Source organism: Lysinibacillus sp. 38-6, assembly GCF_046245175.1.
Taxonomy (GTDB): Bacteria; Bacillota; Bacilli; order Bacillales_A; family Planococcaceae; genus Lysinibacillus.
On record NZ_CP176417.1, the window covers coordinates 1402293 to 1418139 of the forward strand.

The following is a 15847-nucleotide window of genomic DNA, read 5'->3' on the forward strand; positions in this document are numbered from 1 at the left end:
CCTCAGCCGTACCTTTTCTCATTTATCAACATTATTTTGCAATCAATTCATTTGCCAGTAGTTTATAACAATTCAAGCGACTGTCCTGCGCATACTGATTGCAGTTTAACATCACTTCATCAAAACCATATCGCTCTTGCTCTGCTACTAAAAAGGCAGCAACGTCCTTCGGTGTACCGACAATATTTGCTTTGCGGTTATTGGCAATCATCATTTTATCCATCTCTGTTAATGGATAATCCTTTGCCTCTTCTGGTGACATTGCTTGAATAATTTGTCCCTTCATTAACTGAAGGCGCGTAATATCGATTGGCTTCGCAAGGTATTCCGCTTCCTCTAACGTATCGGCAACAGTTGTTGCATACGTAACGATAATTTGCGGTTTTTCCATATAATAAGAAGGTGTAAAGTACGTTTTATACGTATCAAAAATATCTTTGGACATATTGCCAGTAAAGAACTGCGCATATGAGTAACCAACACCTCGTTGTCCTGCCTGCATGGCGCTTTGACCACTAGAGCCGAGCAACCACGCCTCCGGCAACTGAATAGTAGAAGGAGAAGCAATTACCTGATCATAGACAGATACGCCCGTCTTTTGGTTATTCATTAATTTTAAAACGGTGTCGAGCTTATCATATTGTTCATCAAAATGCTGTCTGCGCCCCTCTGCCAGTGCATAGATTGCTGCATGGTCTCCACCTGGAGCACGGCCGACACCAAAATCAATACGATTTGGTGCAAGAGCACTTAATGTTTTAAAAACTTCTGCAAGCTTGTAAGGCGAATAATGCATCATCATTACGCCGCCTGTGCCAATCCGCAAACGTTTTGTTTTTGCAGCTAAAAAGGCAGCTGTTATTTCAGGCGCTGAGCTTGCCAGTGATGCGCTATTATGATGCTCCGCCAACCACATACGATTGAAGCCAAGCTCTTCTCCTAAAAGCGCTAATTGTTCAGTACGTAAAAAGGCCTGTTCAGCAGTATGGCCTTTCGGTACAGGAATTTGATCTAAAATACTTAATTTCAACGAAAACACCCTCTCTGTCTGTATGCTCTCCTTTCTACTGTAATATAGTCCTTCCCATTTACAAAGCAAAAGCACCTACTGATAGGCAAGCTGTTTCATTTCCCACGTTTCGTAAACCATGCCAACAAGCGTTCCTTTTTGTTGCGAATTGAGGACAACATCGTTAAATTTGGAAGCAAATAGCTGAAATTCTTTGGCATCCTCCGTCACAATAAATTGCAAAATAGCATGTCCTTGTTCTCCTAAAAAAACAATATCCCCCGACAACTCCACGACATGTTGACCTGTTTTCGCCTTATAATATCGCCAATAAGGCTCTGTAAAAGCATAATTAAAAGCATCGCGGACCTTTACATCAGCAAAATCAATTAAATAGCCTTCCTTTACTGTGTCAATATAAATATTATCTGTAACATCTTTTTTCGCATTAAATACATAGCCTACGAGCACGCCCATTAACACAACGCATAGAAATACTCGAAAATGATTTCCTAAAGACATATGTCATCACGTCCCCTTTACGCAAAAACATCATTTCCTTCATAATACATCAAAATATTTACATAAAGTAGAATATTTTTGCATTTTACAGATTTTTATATTTTCACAGTCATTGAAGCATACTAAAAGCATTAACTGAAAATTCATTCAGGCTATTTACAGTCACTCGATGTTCCGCTAATATCAGATTATTATTATAGAAAAGAGATGACGTTCGTGCCTTTTGATTTAGACTTAAATATTTTACTTATTCTTATTATTTTTGGCTTTTTGGCCGCATTTATCGACTCAGTAGTTGGTGGCGGTGGGCTTATTTCATTGCCGGCTCTCCTATTTGTAGGATTACCCCCCTCTGCAGCAGTCGCAACGAATAAACTAGCTGGTACAATGGGATCTCTCACTAGTACAATTACCTTTTACCGTTCTGGAAAACTAGACATAAAATCCGTTTATAAGCTATTTCCCTTTGTTTTTTTCGGCTCCATGGTTGGTGCATGGATTGTCCATCTAATTGATCCAAATGTTTTAAAACCATTAATGTTAATCATGTTAGCCGTTGTAGCCGTTTATACAATATTTAAAAAAGACTGGGGTAGTATTTCCACCTATAAAAAGCTAACACCTAAACGATATGCTTTGTTCATCCTTATTATCACTTTAATTGGCTTCTATGATGGCTTTTTAGGGCCTGGTACTGGCTCATTCTTACTGTTTGCTTTTTTACTTGTTGGCTTTGACTTTTTAAAATCAGCAGGCAATGCAAAATTTTTAAATTTCGGAAGCAATATTGCAGCGCTGCTCATGTTTATTTACTTAGGACAGATTCATTATACTTACGGTTTTGCAATGGGCCTTGCGCAAATTGCCGGTGCAATTGTCGGTTCCAAATTTGCCATTAAACGCGGGAGCAGTTATGTCCGTAAACTATTTATCGTCGTAACCATCTTATTACTACTGAAAAATACATATGACTATTTTTCGTGAACTAATTCTTACCTCGTATGGAGGTAAGTTTTTTTCTTTCCATCAACTTTTTCTCCCCTTTCATCCGTCTAGTAGTTGTATACAAATTGATAATGTTAAAAAGGAGCTTCTTTAGACATGACCAGAAATGCATTTCAACATGAAGAGGTGTTTATCCAATTAATTCGTGAACAGAAAGAGCGTTTTTATTTGCTCGCGTATAGCTATACGAAAAATGAACAGGATGCACTCGATGTCGTACAGGACAGTATTCAAAAAGCCATGCTTTCACTTGAACGTTTAGAGCATGTAGATTATATGAAAAGCTGGTTTTACAAAATTGTTGTCAGGACGGCCATCGATTTTTTGCGTAAGCATAACCGCTTACAAGTAACAGATAACGACACTTTACAATACTTAACACCTGCAAAAGAGGATGTTTACGAAGATGTTGATTTAGAGCATGCATTAGAAGCGTTACCTCAAATGTACCGTGAAGTCGTGATCTTACATTATTTCGAGGATTTAAAACTGGCTGATGTTGCCGACATATTGGGCATTAAGTTAAGTACAGCCAAATCACGCCTTTATAAAGCATTAAAACTGTTAAAAATACAACTCCAAGATGTGAAGGGAGACATAACACATGGATAAAAAATTGAAAGAGTTAAAAAAACACTACGATGAAGTACCCATACCTAAAGAGCTTGACTTTGTCGTAGAAAATGCACTGAAACAAGGAAAAAAGAAGAAAAAAAACAAAGCCCCACAATGGCTTCTTGGTTCTGCGGCAGCAGCCATGCTATTTACAGCAGGTTTAAATGTCAGTCCTGCCATGGCTCGATCACTTGCTGACATCCCTGTTGTTGGCAATATTATAAAAGTGTTAACATGGACTGAATATGAAGTAGCTGAAGACACATATGATGCAAAAATTAAAGTTCCATCTATTGAAAATTTAGAGAATACAGAGCTTGCCAATACATTAAATGAAAAATACCGTTCAGAGGGAAAAGCACTTTACGATGACTTTATTGCAGAAGTTGGCGATATAAAAGCCAATGGTGGTGGTCATTATGGCATCGATAGTGGCTATGTCATTAAAACTGATAACGATCAACTATTATCGATTGGCCGCTATATCGTCAATACAGTTGGTTCATCATCAACTGTTATGCATTACGATACAATTGATAAACAGAACGAAATTTTAATTACGCTGCCAATGCTCTTTAAAGATAATAGCTATATACAAGCGATCAGTGACAATATTAAAGAACAAATGCGTGAACAAATTGCTGCATCGAATGAAGATAAAGTGTACTGGATCAAAGGTGCAGGTTTACCTGATGAGAATTTAATGGAAGATTTAGATTTTAAGGCGATTGACGCAAAACAACAATTTTACATTTCGGATAAAGGGAAGCTCGTGATTTCCTTCGATAAATATGAGGTGGCTCCTGGCTATATGGGTGTAGTAGAATTTGAAATACCGACAGAAGTTCTTCAAAACATTCTTGTAAGTAATAAATATATTCATTAATCGTTGGCACTATCTCATGACATTGGGATAGTGCCTTTTTTTAACTTATAAAACGTCCGTATTTTGGCAATGCTAGCATGTATCAAAACATGTTAGAGGGTTTTCATATGAAAGGTGTAGGATCAATTAGTATTTTACATGTTGTCTTCCTTGCAATGACCGTTATTGGCCTAAAAAATCACGTTACGATTATGCCACCATTATTGGAAATTGCTGAAAGAGATAGCTGGCTATCCGTCCTGTTCACAACAATTATTATGTTTCCTTGGCTCTTTCTTTTAGTGTATATTCATAGAAAATCAAATCAAGAGGCATTAAAAGATTGGCTACCCAAAAAAATTGGAAACGCTGGAGCTAAAATTGTTATCTATATAATCGCCATTGTACTTATCATCATTGCAGCTTTTACAATGATTGAAACGTTACAGTGGATCAATACAACGTTTTTGCCGAAAACGCCCAGGTTAATTCTACTTGGCATTTACATCGCACTTTGCATTTTACTCGTTACAACTAGCTTACAAACAATTGTCATCGTTAATGTGTTTGTTTTATTAGCTGTAGTTGTGTTTGGTTTTTTTGTCGCAATTACTAATTTACAAGTAAAGGACTATGATTTACTACGTCCCTTTTTTGAACATGGCTTTCAACCTGTTATAAAAGGACTCGTCTACCCCGCTTCGGGCTTTTCCGAGTTAATACTATTTTTACTCATCCAACATCAAATAAAAGATCGACTACGTTGGCATCATTTTGCCATTATGCTCCTGATTTTAATGGGGCTCACCATGGGGCCACTCGTTGGAGCCATAACGGAGTTTGGTCCAGCAGAGGCTTCTAAACAACGCTATCCTGCTTACGAAGAATGGGGACTCGTAACAATAGGACGTTACGTAGAACATCTAGACTTTCTTTCTATTTACCAATGGCTAACTGGCACATTTATTCGGGTCGGATTTATTTTATATGTTGTGTCAGATTTATTGGGTATGGCTGGAGACCATCGTCGCATTTGGAAAATGCTTGCATTACCATTTTTATTTATTTGTCTACCATTAATGTTATTAAATGAACACATATTTCTACAACTCAAAGGAAATTATATATTAACAGCTACTTTTATTTTCTTTTTCTTACTATCCATTTTTTTAATGCTTGTCGTTTTAATGACCGGAAAGAAAGACAAAAAGTCAAAAGCCGTTGACCAAGACCCGGAAAGTGGTGATACGTGATGCCCTCAACAGAGAAGCCCTTAAATCTATTTACTTTAAAGCAATTATTTGAAAAGTCAGCCGATGTTCATTTTCAAGAGTATGTATTTCAACAGCATCGCGTGCAATTTGTCATTTGTGAAGCGATGATTGATCAACAACTACTCAATGATGTCATTGTCAGCCGTGTTCACACTTTTTTCGATCATTTTTCAGATGATACAACATTACAAGATGCTATTCGAAAACAATTACACATTCCTAGCTTAAAACAAGTAACCGATTTATCGGAAGCTATTACCCTTATTTATACAGGGCATTTACTGCTTTTTTTTGAAACAGAAGCACTACTCTATGCCAGTAATATTGCTCAAAAGCCGAATCGTACTCCTGAAGAGACACGGATGGAAGTACTCGTTAAAGGACCACGCGATAACTTTATCGAAGATATTGCAGTGAATATTGCCCTATTAAGAAAACGACTGCCGACCAATTCTTTATGTGTGGAAAAAATGGAATTGGGCAAACGTTCCAAGACAACTGTGGCCATTCTTTATTTTGGTGATATAGCCAACATGGACATTTTAAATGGTATAAAAGTGCAATTACAAGCAGTCGATACAGATATTGTCTTTAGTGGCGATTTATTAATGGAGCGTGTCAACAAAAATACGCGATTTTTCCCAAAAACCGATTATACAGCTCGACCGGATTTTGCCATTCAAGCATTAATTCGGGGACGTTTTATTATTTTTGTCGATGGGGTTGCCTATGCTGTCATTACGCCTGTTAATTTATTTTTACTATTAAAATCAGGCGAGGATAATGAATACCCAATTGTTTTTAGTTCACTTGAACGTTTACTACGGATATCAGGGATTTTTATCGGTTTATTATTACCTGCTTTTTGGCTTGCACTAACAACGTACCATCAAAATCAAATACCTTTATTGTTTTTAGCAACGATTGTGCAAGGAAGAACAGGTCTTCCTCTCCCCTCTTCACTTGAGATGCTATTGATGTTGTTAATGTTTGAGCTGTTTCGAGAAGCGGGATTACGGCTACCATCTGTTATCGGTGGCACGATCAGTGTCGTTGGTGGGCTAATTATTGGCGATGCTGCTATACGAGCAGGTGTAACGAGTCCAGAGATGATCGTTATTATTGCGGTTTCTACCATCGCATCCTTTACACTCGTCAATCAATCGCTCGTCACAACCGTTAGTATTTTCCGTATTGGCTTTATTTTATTAAGCGGCTTTTTTGGCTTATTCGGCTTTTTTGTATCATTATTTTTAACCCTTCTCTATTTATGTAATATTCGCATATTTGGTTATTCTTATATGCAAGTTGGTGGTGATTTGGACTGGCAATCCATAAAAAAAACATTATTGCGTTTATCGCCAAAAGGTTATGCCAAACGTCCAAACTATCTAGCGCCACAAGATCATACACGAACGAGTGAGGAAAAAAATGAATAAGAAAATAGTCATTTTATTGTTTGTATTCACGACTTTGCTGTCCGGATGTTGGGATGTTACTGAACCACAAAGAATGTACTATGTCCACGCACTTGGTATTGATTTTAAAGATGACCACTACGAGACGTACATGCAAATTATTGATTTTACTAATATAGCTAAATCGGAGCAACCTACTAATCCAGATGCGCAACAAGCCGAAATAGGGCATGCAAAAGGCAAAACGATAGAAGAATCGCTTTTTGATTTATATCATTCGATTGATCAAAAAGCGTTTTGGGGACACATTACGTACATTGTCCTTTCAGAGGAAGTTATGAAAAGCAATAAGGTTAATCAAGTCATTGACTTTTTAACACGTTTTCGCGAAACACGATACCAAATATGGGTATACGGCACAAAAGAGCCTCTCAATGATTTACTTGTCGTCACACCGATCAATAATAAGGCACTAACATTATCAAAACTCGGAGATCCGTTAAACTCTTTTAGACAAGAATCCTTTGTAAGACCAATCAATCTTCGAGAATTAGTGATAGGTCTTAATGAACCAAGTCATGAAGTCTATTTACCATTAGTATCTATTGACAAAGGATGGGTCTCGTCAAAAGGCGAGTCTGAATCCATTGAATTAAAGGGGATTGCGTTACTTTCTAAAGAAGGATTTAAAGGGGCCATTACCCAAGATAAAGCAAACGGTATTAAATGGATGACGAATAAAACAATTCGTGGTGAAGTGACAGGACAAATGGGCGAAAATAATACATTTGTAACTGTAACATTAGATCATATAAAAGTTGAAATTAAGCCTGTCGTAAAAAATGACAATGTCCAATTCGATATAGATATCAAAATGGAAGCAAATGTCCTTGGGATTACTGAAAAAATCACTACGACCGAAATTCGTCAAGAAGTCAAAAAACAAGTCAAAAAAGAAGTAAGGGAAACATACAAAGAAGGATTGGCGTTAAACACAGATATTTTCCGTTTATCCGAACAGTTATACCGTAAAGACGTTAAAAATTGGAAAAAACTTGAGAAAAACGGCAAAATTGAATTAACCGAAGATTCCATTCGTAACATCAACGTTACTGTGGTCAAAGTAAATCCTGGTAGAGAATCGTTTATCGAAACAATTGAAAAATAACACAATAGAGGCATCGAGTAGTACTTTACTCGATGCCTCTTGCTATTTTTATAAAACTTTTTCCAATTCAGTTTTGCGGAATTGAATATGATGGAGTTTGGCAAAAATGCCGTCTTGCGCTACGAGTTCATCATATGTGCCATCCTCTTCTATACCGTTTTCGGTAACAACTAGCACTCGATCCGCGTTACGAATGGTCGCAAGTCGATGGGCAATAATCAACGTCGTTCGATTTTCAGCAAGCTCTGCTAACGACTGCTGTATAATCATTTCCGTTTCGGTATCGAGCGCAGAAGTTGCCTCATCCAAAATTAATATCGGTGGATTCTTTAAAAACATACGCGCAATCGCAATACGCTGCTTCTGACCACCCGATAATTTTAAGCCACGCTCACCAATTTGTGTCTCATAACCGTCCGGCAGTTCCGCAATAAATGACTCTAGATGCGCTCTTCTAGCCGCCTCTTCAATCTCTTTATCATTTGCCTCTAAACGTCCGTAAGCAATATTTTCTCGAATTGTCCCTGTAAATAAGAAAACATCCTGTTGGACAATGCCGATTTGTGCACGTAAAGAAGATTGTGTCATTTGACGAATATCGATGCCGTCAATTGTAATGGCCCCACTATGGACATCATAAAACCTCGGAATGAGCGAACATATAGTTGTTTTCCCAGCACCAGATGGTCCAACAAATGCGATAGTTTGTCCTGCACGTACATCAAAAGAAATGTTCTGTAACACAGCTTTTGACGTATCATAATTAAAATCAACCGCTTTAAACGAAATATCTCCACATAAATGTGTTACAGGCTGTGCATCAACTCGATCCTGTACTTCTGGCTCTTGCTCTATCAACTCACGAAAACGTTTAAAGCCTGCCATGCCTTTCGGATAAAGTTCTAGCAACGCACTAATTTTATCTATTGGTTTAATCAAAACATTTGTATATAAGACAAAGCTGACTAGCCCACCGTATGATAATTTATCATTAAAACTTAACCAAGAGCCGACAACAAGGACGACTAATGTTAATAAACGCGTCATCATATAAATGCTTGAATGTGCGCCTGCCATAATTTTATAGGCGTATAATTTTGCTGAACGGAAAAACCCATTTTGTTCTTTAAAACGTTCCATTTCAAACGCTTCGTTTGTAAAAGATTTTACGACGCGTACGCCTGACACGCTATCTTCTACGCGACCGTTGACATCAGCGATTTTCACGTACAATGTTTTCCATGCATTGTTCATCTTGATGTTACTCACCGTGACAAGCCACATTAAAAATGGCACCATAATAGCTGCGATGAGCGCAAGTGTAGGATTGACATTGAACATAATGACGAACGCTCCAACAAAGGTCATAATCGCAATGAATAAATCTTCCGGTCCGTGATGTGCAAACTCACCTATATCAAATAAATCATTGGTAATTCTACTCATAATATGGCCGGTTTTTGTATTATCAAAGAAACGGAACGATTGACGCTGAACATGATTAAACAGTTCTTGCCGCATATCGGTTTCAATATTAATACCCAGTTTATGTCCTAAATAATTGACGATAAAATTAAGTACTGTACTAAGCGCATAGACGAGCAATAGCAAAATACTTACTTTGACAATCATGCTCCATTCCCCTGTTGGCAATAATTTGTCAATAAACCATTGTACGGCTAAAGGAAAAGCAAGCTCTAGTATGGCTACAACAATGGCACTGGAAAAATCGATGACAAATAATCGCTTATGCGGTTTGTAGTATGAAAAAAACTTTTTATACATACGTGTCTCCCCTCTAAGTTGCTAAAAAATTTCACTTATCTCCAATACTACCACTTGTGAGAATAATTCGGAAACCGAATTTTAAGTATAGAATAACTTTTTTATTTGCTTTTTGCTCTTTACGTGCTATAATTCATGTAAGAAGAATTGAATAGCTTTTGACATTTCTGTCAAAGGGGAGTAGCTAGCAGATGCGATCGATGTATCTGATTTCACATTCGTCATTACATGGCCATTGCCATCGGGTGTGATAGCAAGCTCATCAACACGATGAGTACTGTTTATTATTTGGAGCTTCCAAATAGTGATGCTTAGCAAGACCTTTGCCTATTTTTTAGGCATGGGTCTTTTTCTTTTGCCTAAAAACAACAATAGGAAAGAGCATTCTACTCTCTTCTGTCCAAAATAAAGGAGGAAATACATTTGGAAGCTATTTTATTAGAATACGCATGGGTATTAGTCGTATTAATTGTACTAGAAGGTCTTTTAGCGGCAGATAATGCGGTCGTAATGGCCGTAATGGTTAAACATTTACCAAAAGCTCAACAACAAAAGGCATTATTATACGGATTAGTAGGAGCATTTATTTTCCGTTTTGCCGCATTATTTTTAATTACAACACTCGTGAATTTTTGGCAAATTCAAGCTCTAGGTGCTGCTTACTTATTGTTTATGTCAATTAAACATATTTATGATTCACGGAAAGCCGCGGGACAATCAGATGAAATTAAAGAACCTAAAAAACAATCTGGTTTCTGGATGACGGTTGTTAAAGTGGAACTTGCAGATATTGCGTTTGCGGTAGATTCTATTTTAGCGGCAGTAGCCATCGCTGTAACATTACCGCATTTAGGGAACTTTGATGTTGGTGGCATTAACGTAGGACAATTCGGTGTCATGTTCCTTGGAGGTATTATCGGGGTTATTATGATGCGATTTGCAGCACGCTGGTTCGTACGAGTGCTGGAAAAATTCCCGTCACTTGAAACGGCGGCCTTCCTCATCGTTGGTTGGGTTGGTGTAAAGTTAGCCGTCTTAACTTTAGCACATGAAAAATTAGGGGTTATTCCACACGATTTCCCTCACTCAACACTTTGGAAGGCGACATTCTGGATTGTATTAGTCGCTATCGCGCTAAGTGGTTACTTAGTAGGTGTAAAAAACCAAAAGAAAGAAGCATAATCGCTACTTTTAAAATTCGCCTAGACATCATGTCTTGGCGAATTTTTTATAATCGTTGATGGCGATTGACTTACATTTAAAGGCGATTCATTCTGCCTTAGTGGCGGTTTCACTTAGTTTAGTAGCGATTCGCTCTACTTTATTGGCGATTGACACTAGTTTAGTGGCGATTCCTCCTCTACCATCACGAATATCTGCACTATTTATAGTGAAAAATAGATTTATCTGTATGAAGGCCACCTTTCGCTATATACTAGGAGAAGTAGTAGGTATTTACTGCAAAGGGAGGAACATTTATGTTATCAGAAAAACTACACACAGCACTTAACGAACAAATGAATTTTGAATTTTACTCAGCGCATGCTTATATGGCAATGGCAGCCTATTGCACAGATCAAGATTACGATGGTTTTGCTAATTTCTTTTTAGTCCAAGCGGAAGAAGAACGTTTCCATGCAATGAAATTTTATAATTTTTTAAGTGATATGGGCTATCGTGCAACAATCCACGGCTTTGACAGTCCAGAAAATCATTTTGATTCGATTTTGCATGCCTTTAAAACAGCCATGGCCCATGAAAAAGAAGTAACACGTCGTATTTACAATTTATCTGATATTGCATTAGATGAACGTGAGCACGCAACAATGGCATTTTTAAAATGGTTCATCGATGAGCAAGTGGAAGAAGAATCAACATTCGATACGTTAATACGTAAAATTGAACGCATTGAAAATGATTCGAATGCCATCTTTATGCTTGATGCTGAATTAGCTACACGCACATTTACACCTGCTGAATAATACATGACAAAAAGCAACGAAGCATTTAAGCTTCGTTGCTTTTTTTACAGTTGTTGCTAATCTTATTCCCCGTATTGAATTTCTAATTTATTCGGTATGGCTGGAATATCGGTTGATTTGACATCCGTCTCAGTCAATTGCAATGCGTGTAATGGATACTTACTAGCGACAGTAAATGGAATTGCTTCACTTTCCATTTTATTATTCACCTGACTTCTAGCTAGCAAGCCGTTCTTCGATAAATCAATTGTCAGGATGCTGTTGACTGTTTCTGTTAGCATTTGTTGATCTTTATCGCGTAGTGGCATGCTGTCATCCATTAAAAATGGTTGAATTTGGTCCTTAATATATCCTTGGGCTTCAATTAAACATGAAAATTCATTTAATTTTGCTGCATATAATTTTAATTGGCTTTTTTCATTTGCGCGTTGCTGATTTAGCTCTTTCACCCTTCTCTCAATACGAGCTAAACGTTTTGACGATAACTCAACTAAATACTGTTGAATCGCTTGTAGTTCTTCAACTATAGCCGCTTCCGCTTCGCTTACTTTCGCAAACTGCGCAACACAAACCTCTTGCTGTTCATTTAATTTTTGTACACGCTCTTTGAAAAACTCATTTTGGGTATGTTGACCAAAGATGGCTTTCATCAGGCCTTTACCATGGATTTTTTTATGTTGAGCATCTAAGCGATCATATTCTCGTGAAAATTCACTATGCATATTGCGATATTCACGTAACATTTGTTGATAGTGAACAGCTAATTCCGTGAACTTCTGCACCTTCTCATCTTGTAAATAATCATGTTGTGAGATTGTTTGTAGAAGCTGGTAGAGTGTTTGTACGTCTTTAAACGTATTTGCCACTTGTGCATACTCTTGCTCATATTCTTGCACTATCGCTAAATCGCGTTGGTAACGGGAAAATTCATATTGAGTATCACCAGCAAATTTTTCAATGTTTTCAACGGCTGAAACAAATGGATCACGTTGGGGGATGACCAATAATTCAAATCGGAAACGTTCTAGCCATTGTAAAAAACGAATGATAATTCCGTACGTTTTTTTATCACTATTCATCGCTACACGTTGAATTTGCGCAATGAGATGGTCATATTGGCTTTGCTGCCATAGTTCTTTATTGTCAGTTTGTTGTGCTTCCAAGGCATCTACCGCTGAAATCGCAACAAAATCACTTAATAAATGGCCAATGCGTTCTTTTTCCGATTGAATAAATGCATCCGTATTAGACGTAGCATCAATTCCGTTGACGATACAAAGTGGCACTACCCCTTTGCTTTTTAACGTCTCGATTAATAAAATTTCTGCGTCAATGGCCATCGATTCCGAGCGTAACACCCAAAATATTTCATCCACTCGATTGATTAATGATTCAGAGAAATAGGCCATTTCTCCTCCTCCTGCTTCCAATGATACCGAGTCGATTATGGTAACAGATTTTAATAAATCATGTTTAACATATACTTCTAGATAATCAAGATGTTCACGTAAAATTTCCGAGGCGAAAGTATCGCCCGTCGTGAGCAATTCTAGTTTACTCATATCAAATATTGCCACCATACCATCTAGAAAATAAGCTTTAATTTCCTCGTGCTCGCCGTAACGTAAAAACGTATTAACCCCTGTCGGATTTTGATCGCTTACGGGTAAAATGGACCGACCAAGAAGTCCATTCACGAGGGTTGTTTTTCCTACTCCTTCTTTCCCGACTATCAGTACCATTGTTTGATTGTTTGCATCTTGGATTATACGATTTAAGTGCTTAGCTGTATCTTTTACATATGTATTTTGTACAATAATGCTGTGCAGTTGCCGTAAATGATCCACAAACTGTGGCAAAATATTATTCGCTGAGGCTGTATAGTCGATTGGCGTAGTGTCAATATTCGTCATCCTCAAAACCTCTTTTCATTATGTATCTATCGTTTCATTATAAATGAAACGATTCTATTTCTTATACAATGTCATGAAAATTAATAACAAAAAAGGACAAACTACTTAGTTGAAATTGTCACAAATAGGATTTACTTCTTAGTTAGTATTACTGTATTTTTCATATTTATTATACAACTAGGTAAATAAAATGATAGTCTTTTATGATACCTTATGACTAAAAATGACAACGGCCTCCTTGTTTTGAAGCTCGTTATTTACTCTTCGTCAAAACCGGCCATTCTCGCATACACTTGGCTAAGTGTTGGCATACCGCTTTGCGCACCTAATTTCTCGACTGTTAGGGAGGCTGCAATATTTGCAAAGTACACTGCCTCATCTAACGTTTGCCCTTCTACTAATGCATAGGCGAGTGCACCGTTAAAGGTATCCCCCGCTCCAGTTGTATCCACTGCTTTTGTCATATAACCAGGAACATGTATAGGATATTCGCCATCAAAATACCGTGCACCATCACTACCTAAAGTAATAATGAGTTTATTAGGATACTTTTCTAGTATACGATCAACATCGTCTCCAAAAAGCTGAGCACATTCGATTTCATTCGGTGTGATGTAAGCAATGTCTTCCATCCACTGCATATCAAAATTTGCCGCTGGTGCTGGGTTTAATAACACCGGAACATGTGCTTCTTTACATAATTTTAAAGCATAAGCAATTGTCTCTTTTGGAATTTCAAGTTGTAAAATCACCATTTGACTGCGAGATATGACGTCCTTTACTGCTTCAATATGAGCTGGTTCAAGTTGATAATTTGCACCTGGCACGACAATGATACGGTTATCTTGGTCATGCACTAAAATATTGGCAATTCCCGTTGGTTGTGATGTTGTTATAAGTGATTTCGTATTGATATGTTCTTGTGCTAAAGCCGTTCGCAAAGTATCGCCAAAGCTATCATTGCCGACACAGCCAATCATTGTTACTTCACTTCCTAAACGTGCCGCAGCAATCGCCTGATTAGCCCCTTTTCCACCCGGACTTGTTTGAAACTGGTCCCCTAGTACGGTTTCTCCTTGCTGAGGGAAATACGCCATTTCTATAACTAAATCCATATTTAAACTGCCGATTACAGTAATCATCTACATCATCCTTTCCATTGTTCTTAACCATTTTACCGAGTAAACAATAGAAAGACAAAGGCTTACTCGCTCCAAGTCTTTCGATGTAGCGGCGATTCTACCCGTTTTATCGGTGATTTCTTCCCTTGTATCGGCGATTTCACTCGTTTTATCGGCGATTTCTTCCCTTGTATCGGCGATTTCACCCGTTTTATCGGGGATTTCTTTCCTTATATCGGCGATTTCACCCGTTTTATTGGCGATTTCTTCCCCTGTATCGACGATTTCACTCGTTTTATCGGCGATTTCTTCCCTTGTATCGGCGATTTCACTCGTTTTATCGGCGATTTCTTCCCTTGTATCGGCGATTTCACTCGTTTTATCGGCGATTTCTTCCCTTGTATCGGCGATTTCTTCCCCTGTATCGACGATTTCTTCCCCTGTATCGACGATTTCACCAGTTTTATCGGCGATTTCTTCCCTTATATCGGCGATAACAACACCCCATTATGCAAAAAAGTGTTAGATTGATGGTAGTCAATCTAACACTTTGTCTCTTTTGCCCTAGTACTTGCTAATTAATAAGCGACACGTTGTGCCTCGTATGCCGCAATATACTCTTCATATTTAATAGTTAGCGCAATTTCATCCAGGCCATTTAATAATGTATCTTTGTAGTAAGAATCAATATTGAATGTATAGACTTTACCGTCTTCGCCTGTTACAGTTTGTGCTTCAAGATTCACTTCAACATGATAAGGTTTTGCTAAACCTTTTGCTAAAATTTCATCGCACTCTGCCTCTGTTAACTTGATTGGTAAAATCCCATTTTTAAAACAGTTATTGTGGAAAATATCAGCGAATGATGGCGCAATCACAACATTGAAGCCATAATCTAAAATAGCCCACGGTGCATGCTCGCGAGATGAGCCACAGCCAAAATTATCTTGAGCAACTAAAATTTTAGAGTTTTTATATTCAGCTTTATTTAGCACAAAGTCTTGTACTTCATTACCTTGTGCATCATAGCGCCAGTGATAAAATAAATATTGACCAAAGCCTGTGCGCTCAATGCGTTTTAAAAATTCTTTTGAAATAATTTGATCTGTATCGACATTTTTACGATCTAGTGGTGTAATCACACTATTTACGATATTAATTGGTTCCATA

15 protein-coding genes are annotated in these 15847 nt (G+C 37.7%); 9 read left to right on the forward strand and 6 right to left on the reverse strand.

Translation table 11 applies throughout. The annotated features are described in order from the left end of the window. Positions 1-31 precede the first annotated feature (31 nt). Together ACKVEV_RS07310 and ACKVEV_RS07315 are read right to left on the reverse strand one after the other, a co-directional pair. Complete coding sequence (locus ACKVEV_RS07310; protein WP_409369743.1) at positions 32-1030, reverse strand: LLM class flavin-dependent oxidoreductase; 999 nt, start codon at positions 1028-1030, stop codon at positions 32-34. Positions 1031-1105: 75 nt separating this feature from the next. Next, positions 1106-1531 (reverse strand): hypothetical protein, encoded by a 426-nt coding sequence (locus ACKVEV_RS07315; protein WP_409369744.1) that lies wholly within the window; start codon positions 1529-1531, stop codon positions 1106-1108. A gap of 216 nt (positions 1532-1747) precedes the next feature. Here ACKVEV_RS07315 and ACKVEV_RS07320 point away from each other — a divergent pair, with 216 nt between their 5' ends. From ACKVEV_RS07320 to ACKVEV_RS07345, 6 genes are all read left to right on the forward strand, one after another. Then, positions 1748-2515: a TSUP family transporter gene (locus tag ACKVEV_RS07320; RefSeq protein WP_409369745.1), complete on the forward strand. Its 768-nt coding sequence runs from the start codon at positions 1748-1750 to the stop codon at positions 2513-2515. A gap of 117 nt (positions 2516-2632) precedes the next feature. Beyond that, positions 2633-3148: an RNA polymerase sigma factor gene (locus ACKVEV_RS07325; protein WP_409369746.1), complete on the forward strand. Its 516-nt coding sequence runs from the start codon at positions 2633-2635 to the stop codon at positions 3146-3148. Continuing rightward, entirely contained in the window at positions 3141-4037 is an 897-nt protein-coding gene (locus ACKVEV_RS07330; RefSeq protein WP_409369747.1) for a DUF3298 domain-containing protein, read from the forward strand. Before ACKVEV_RS07325 ends, ACKVEV_RS07330 begins: the two co-directional genes overlap by 8 nt. A 107-nt stretch (positions 4038-4144) precedes the next feature. Further along, the gene (locus ACKVEV_RS07335; protein ID WP_409369748.1) at positions 4145-5269 is read left to right on the forward strand and encodes an endospore germination permease; all 1125 of its coding nucleotides are present in this window, start codon (positions 4145-4147) and stop codon (positions 5267-5269) included. Continuing rightward, complete coding sequence (locus ACKVEV_RS07340) at positions 5269-6729, forward strand: spore germination protein (protein WP_409370521.1); 1461 nt, start codon at positions 5269-5271, stop codon at positions 6727-6729. Before ACKVEV_RS07335 ends, ACKVEV_RS07340 begins: the two co-directional genes overlap by 1 nt. Beyond that, on the forward strand, positions 6722-7876 hold the full coding sequence (locus ACKVEV_RS07345; protein WP_409369749.1) for a Ger(x)C family spore germination protein: 1155 nt from the start codon (positions 6722-6724) through the stop codon (positions 7874-7876). The genes ACKVEV_RS07340 and ACKVEV_RS07345 overlap by 8 nt, the downstream gene beginning before the upstream one ends. A 48-nt stretch (positions 7877-7924) precedes the next feature. Here the strand turns inward: ACKVEV_RS07345 and ACKVEV_RS07350 are convergent, their stop codons facing one another. Next, on the reverse strand, positions 7925-9661 hold the full coding sequence (locus tag ACKVEV_RS07350) for an ABC transporter ATP-binding protein (protein ID WP_409369750.1): 1737 nt from the start codon (positions 9659-9661) through the stop codon (positions 7925-7927). A 423-nt stretch (positions 9662-10084) separates the two neighbouring features. Here ACKVEV_RS07350 and ACKVEV_RS07355 point away from each other — a divergent pair, with 423 nt between their 5' ends. Together ACKVEV_RS07355 and ACKVEV_RS07360 are read left to right on the forward strand one after the other, a co-directional pair. Next, positions 10085-10843: a TerC family protein gene (locus ACKVEV_RS07355; RefSeq protein ID WP_409369751.1), complete on the forward strand. Its 759-nt coding sequence runs from the start codon at positions 10085-10087 to the stop codon at positions 10841-10843. 296 nt (positions 10844-11139) lie between these two features. Then, on the forward strand, positions 11140-11643 hold the full coding sequence (locus tag ACKVEV_RS07360) for a ferritin (RefSeq protein WP_409369752.1): 504 nt from the start codon (positions 11140-11142) through the stop codon (positions 11641-11643). 62 nt (positions 11644-11705) lie between these two features. Here ACKVEV_RS07360 and ACKVEV_RS07365 read toward each other — a convergent pair whose 3' ends face one another. Next, positions 11706-13556 (reverse strand): dynamin family protein, encoded by a 1851-nt coding sequence (locus ACKVEV_RS07365; RefSeq protein ID WP_409369753.1) that lies wholly within the window; start codon positions 13554-13556, stop codon positions 11706-11708. Between the two features lie 257 nt (positions 13557-13813). Further along, positions 13814-14698 (reverse strand): ribokinase, encoded by an 885-nt coding sequence (gene rbsK, locus ACKVEV_RS07370; protein WP_409369754.1) that lies wholly within the window; start codon positions 14696-14698, stop codon positions 13814-13816. 112 nt (positions 14699-14810) lie between these two features. Here rbsK and ACKVEV_RS07375 point away from each other — a divergent pair, with 112 nt between their 5' ends. After that, positions 14811-15203: a hypothetical protein gene (locus ACKVEV_RS07375; protein ID WP_409369755.1), complete on the forward strand. Its 393-nt coding sequence runs from the start codon at positions 14811-14813 to the stop codon at positions 15201-15203. Positions 15204-15255: 52 nt separating this feature from the next. Here ACKVEV_RS07375 and leuD read toward each other — a convergent pair whose 3' ends face one another. Next, the gene (leuD, locus tag ACKVEV_RS07380; protein ID WP_409369756.1) at positions 15256-15846 is read right to left on the reverse strand and encodes a 3-isopropylmalate dehydratase small subunit; all 591 of its coding nucleotides are present in this window, start codon (positions 15844-15846) and stop codon (positions 15256-15258) included. Between the last annotated feature and the right edge of the window lies 1 nt (position 15847).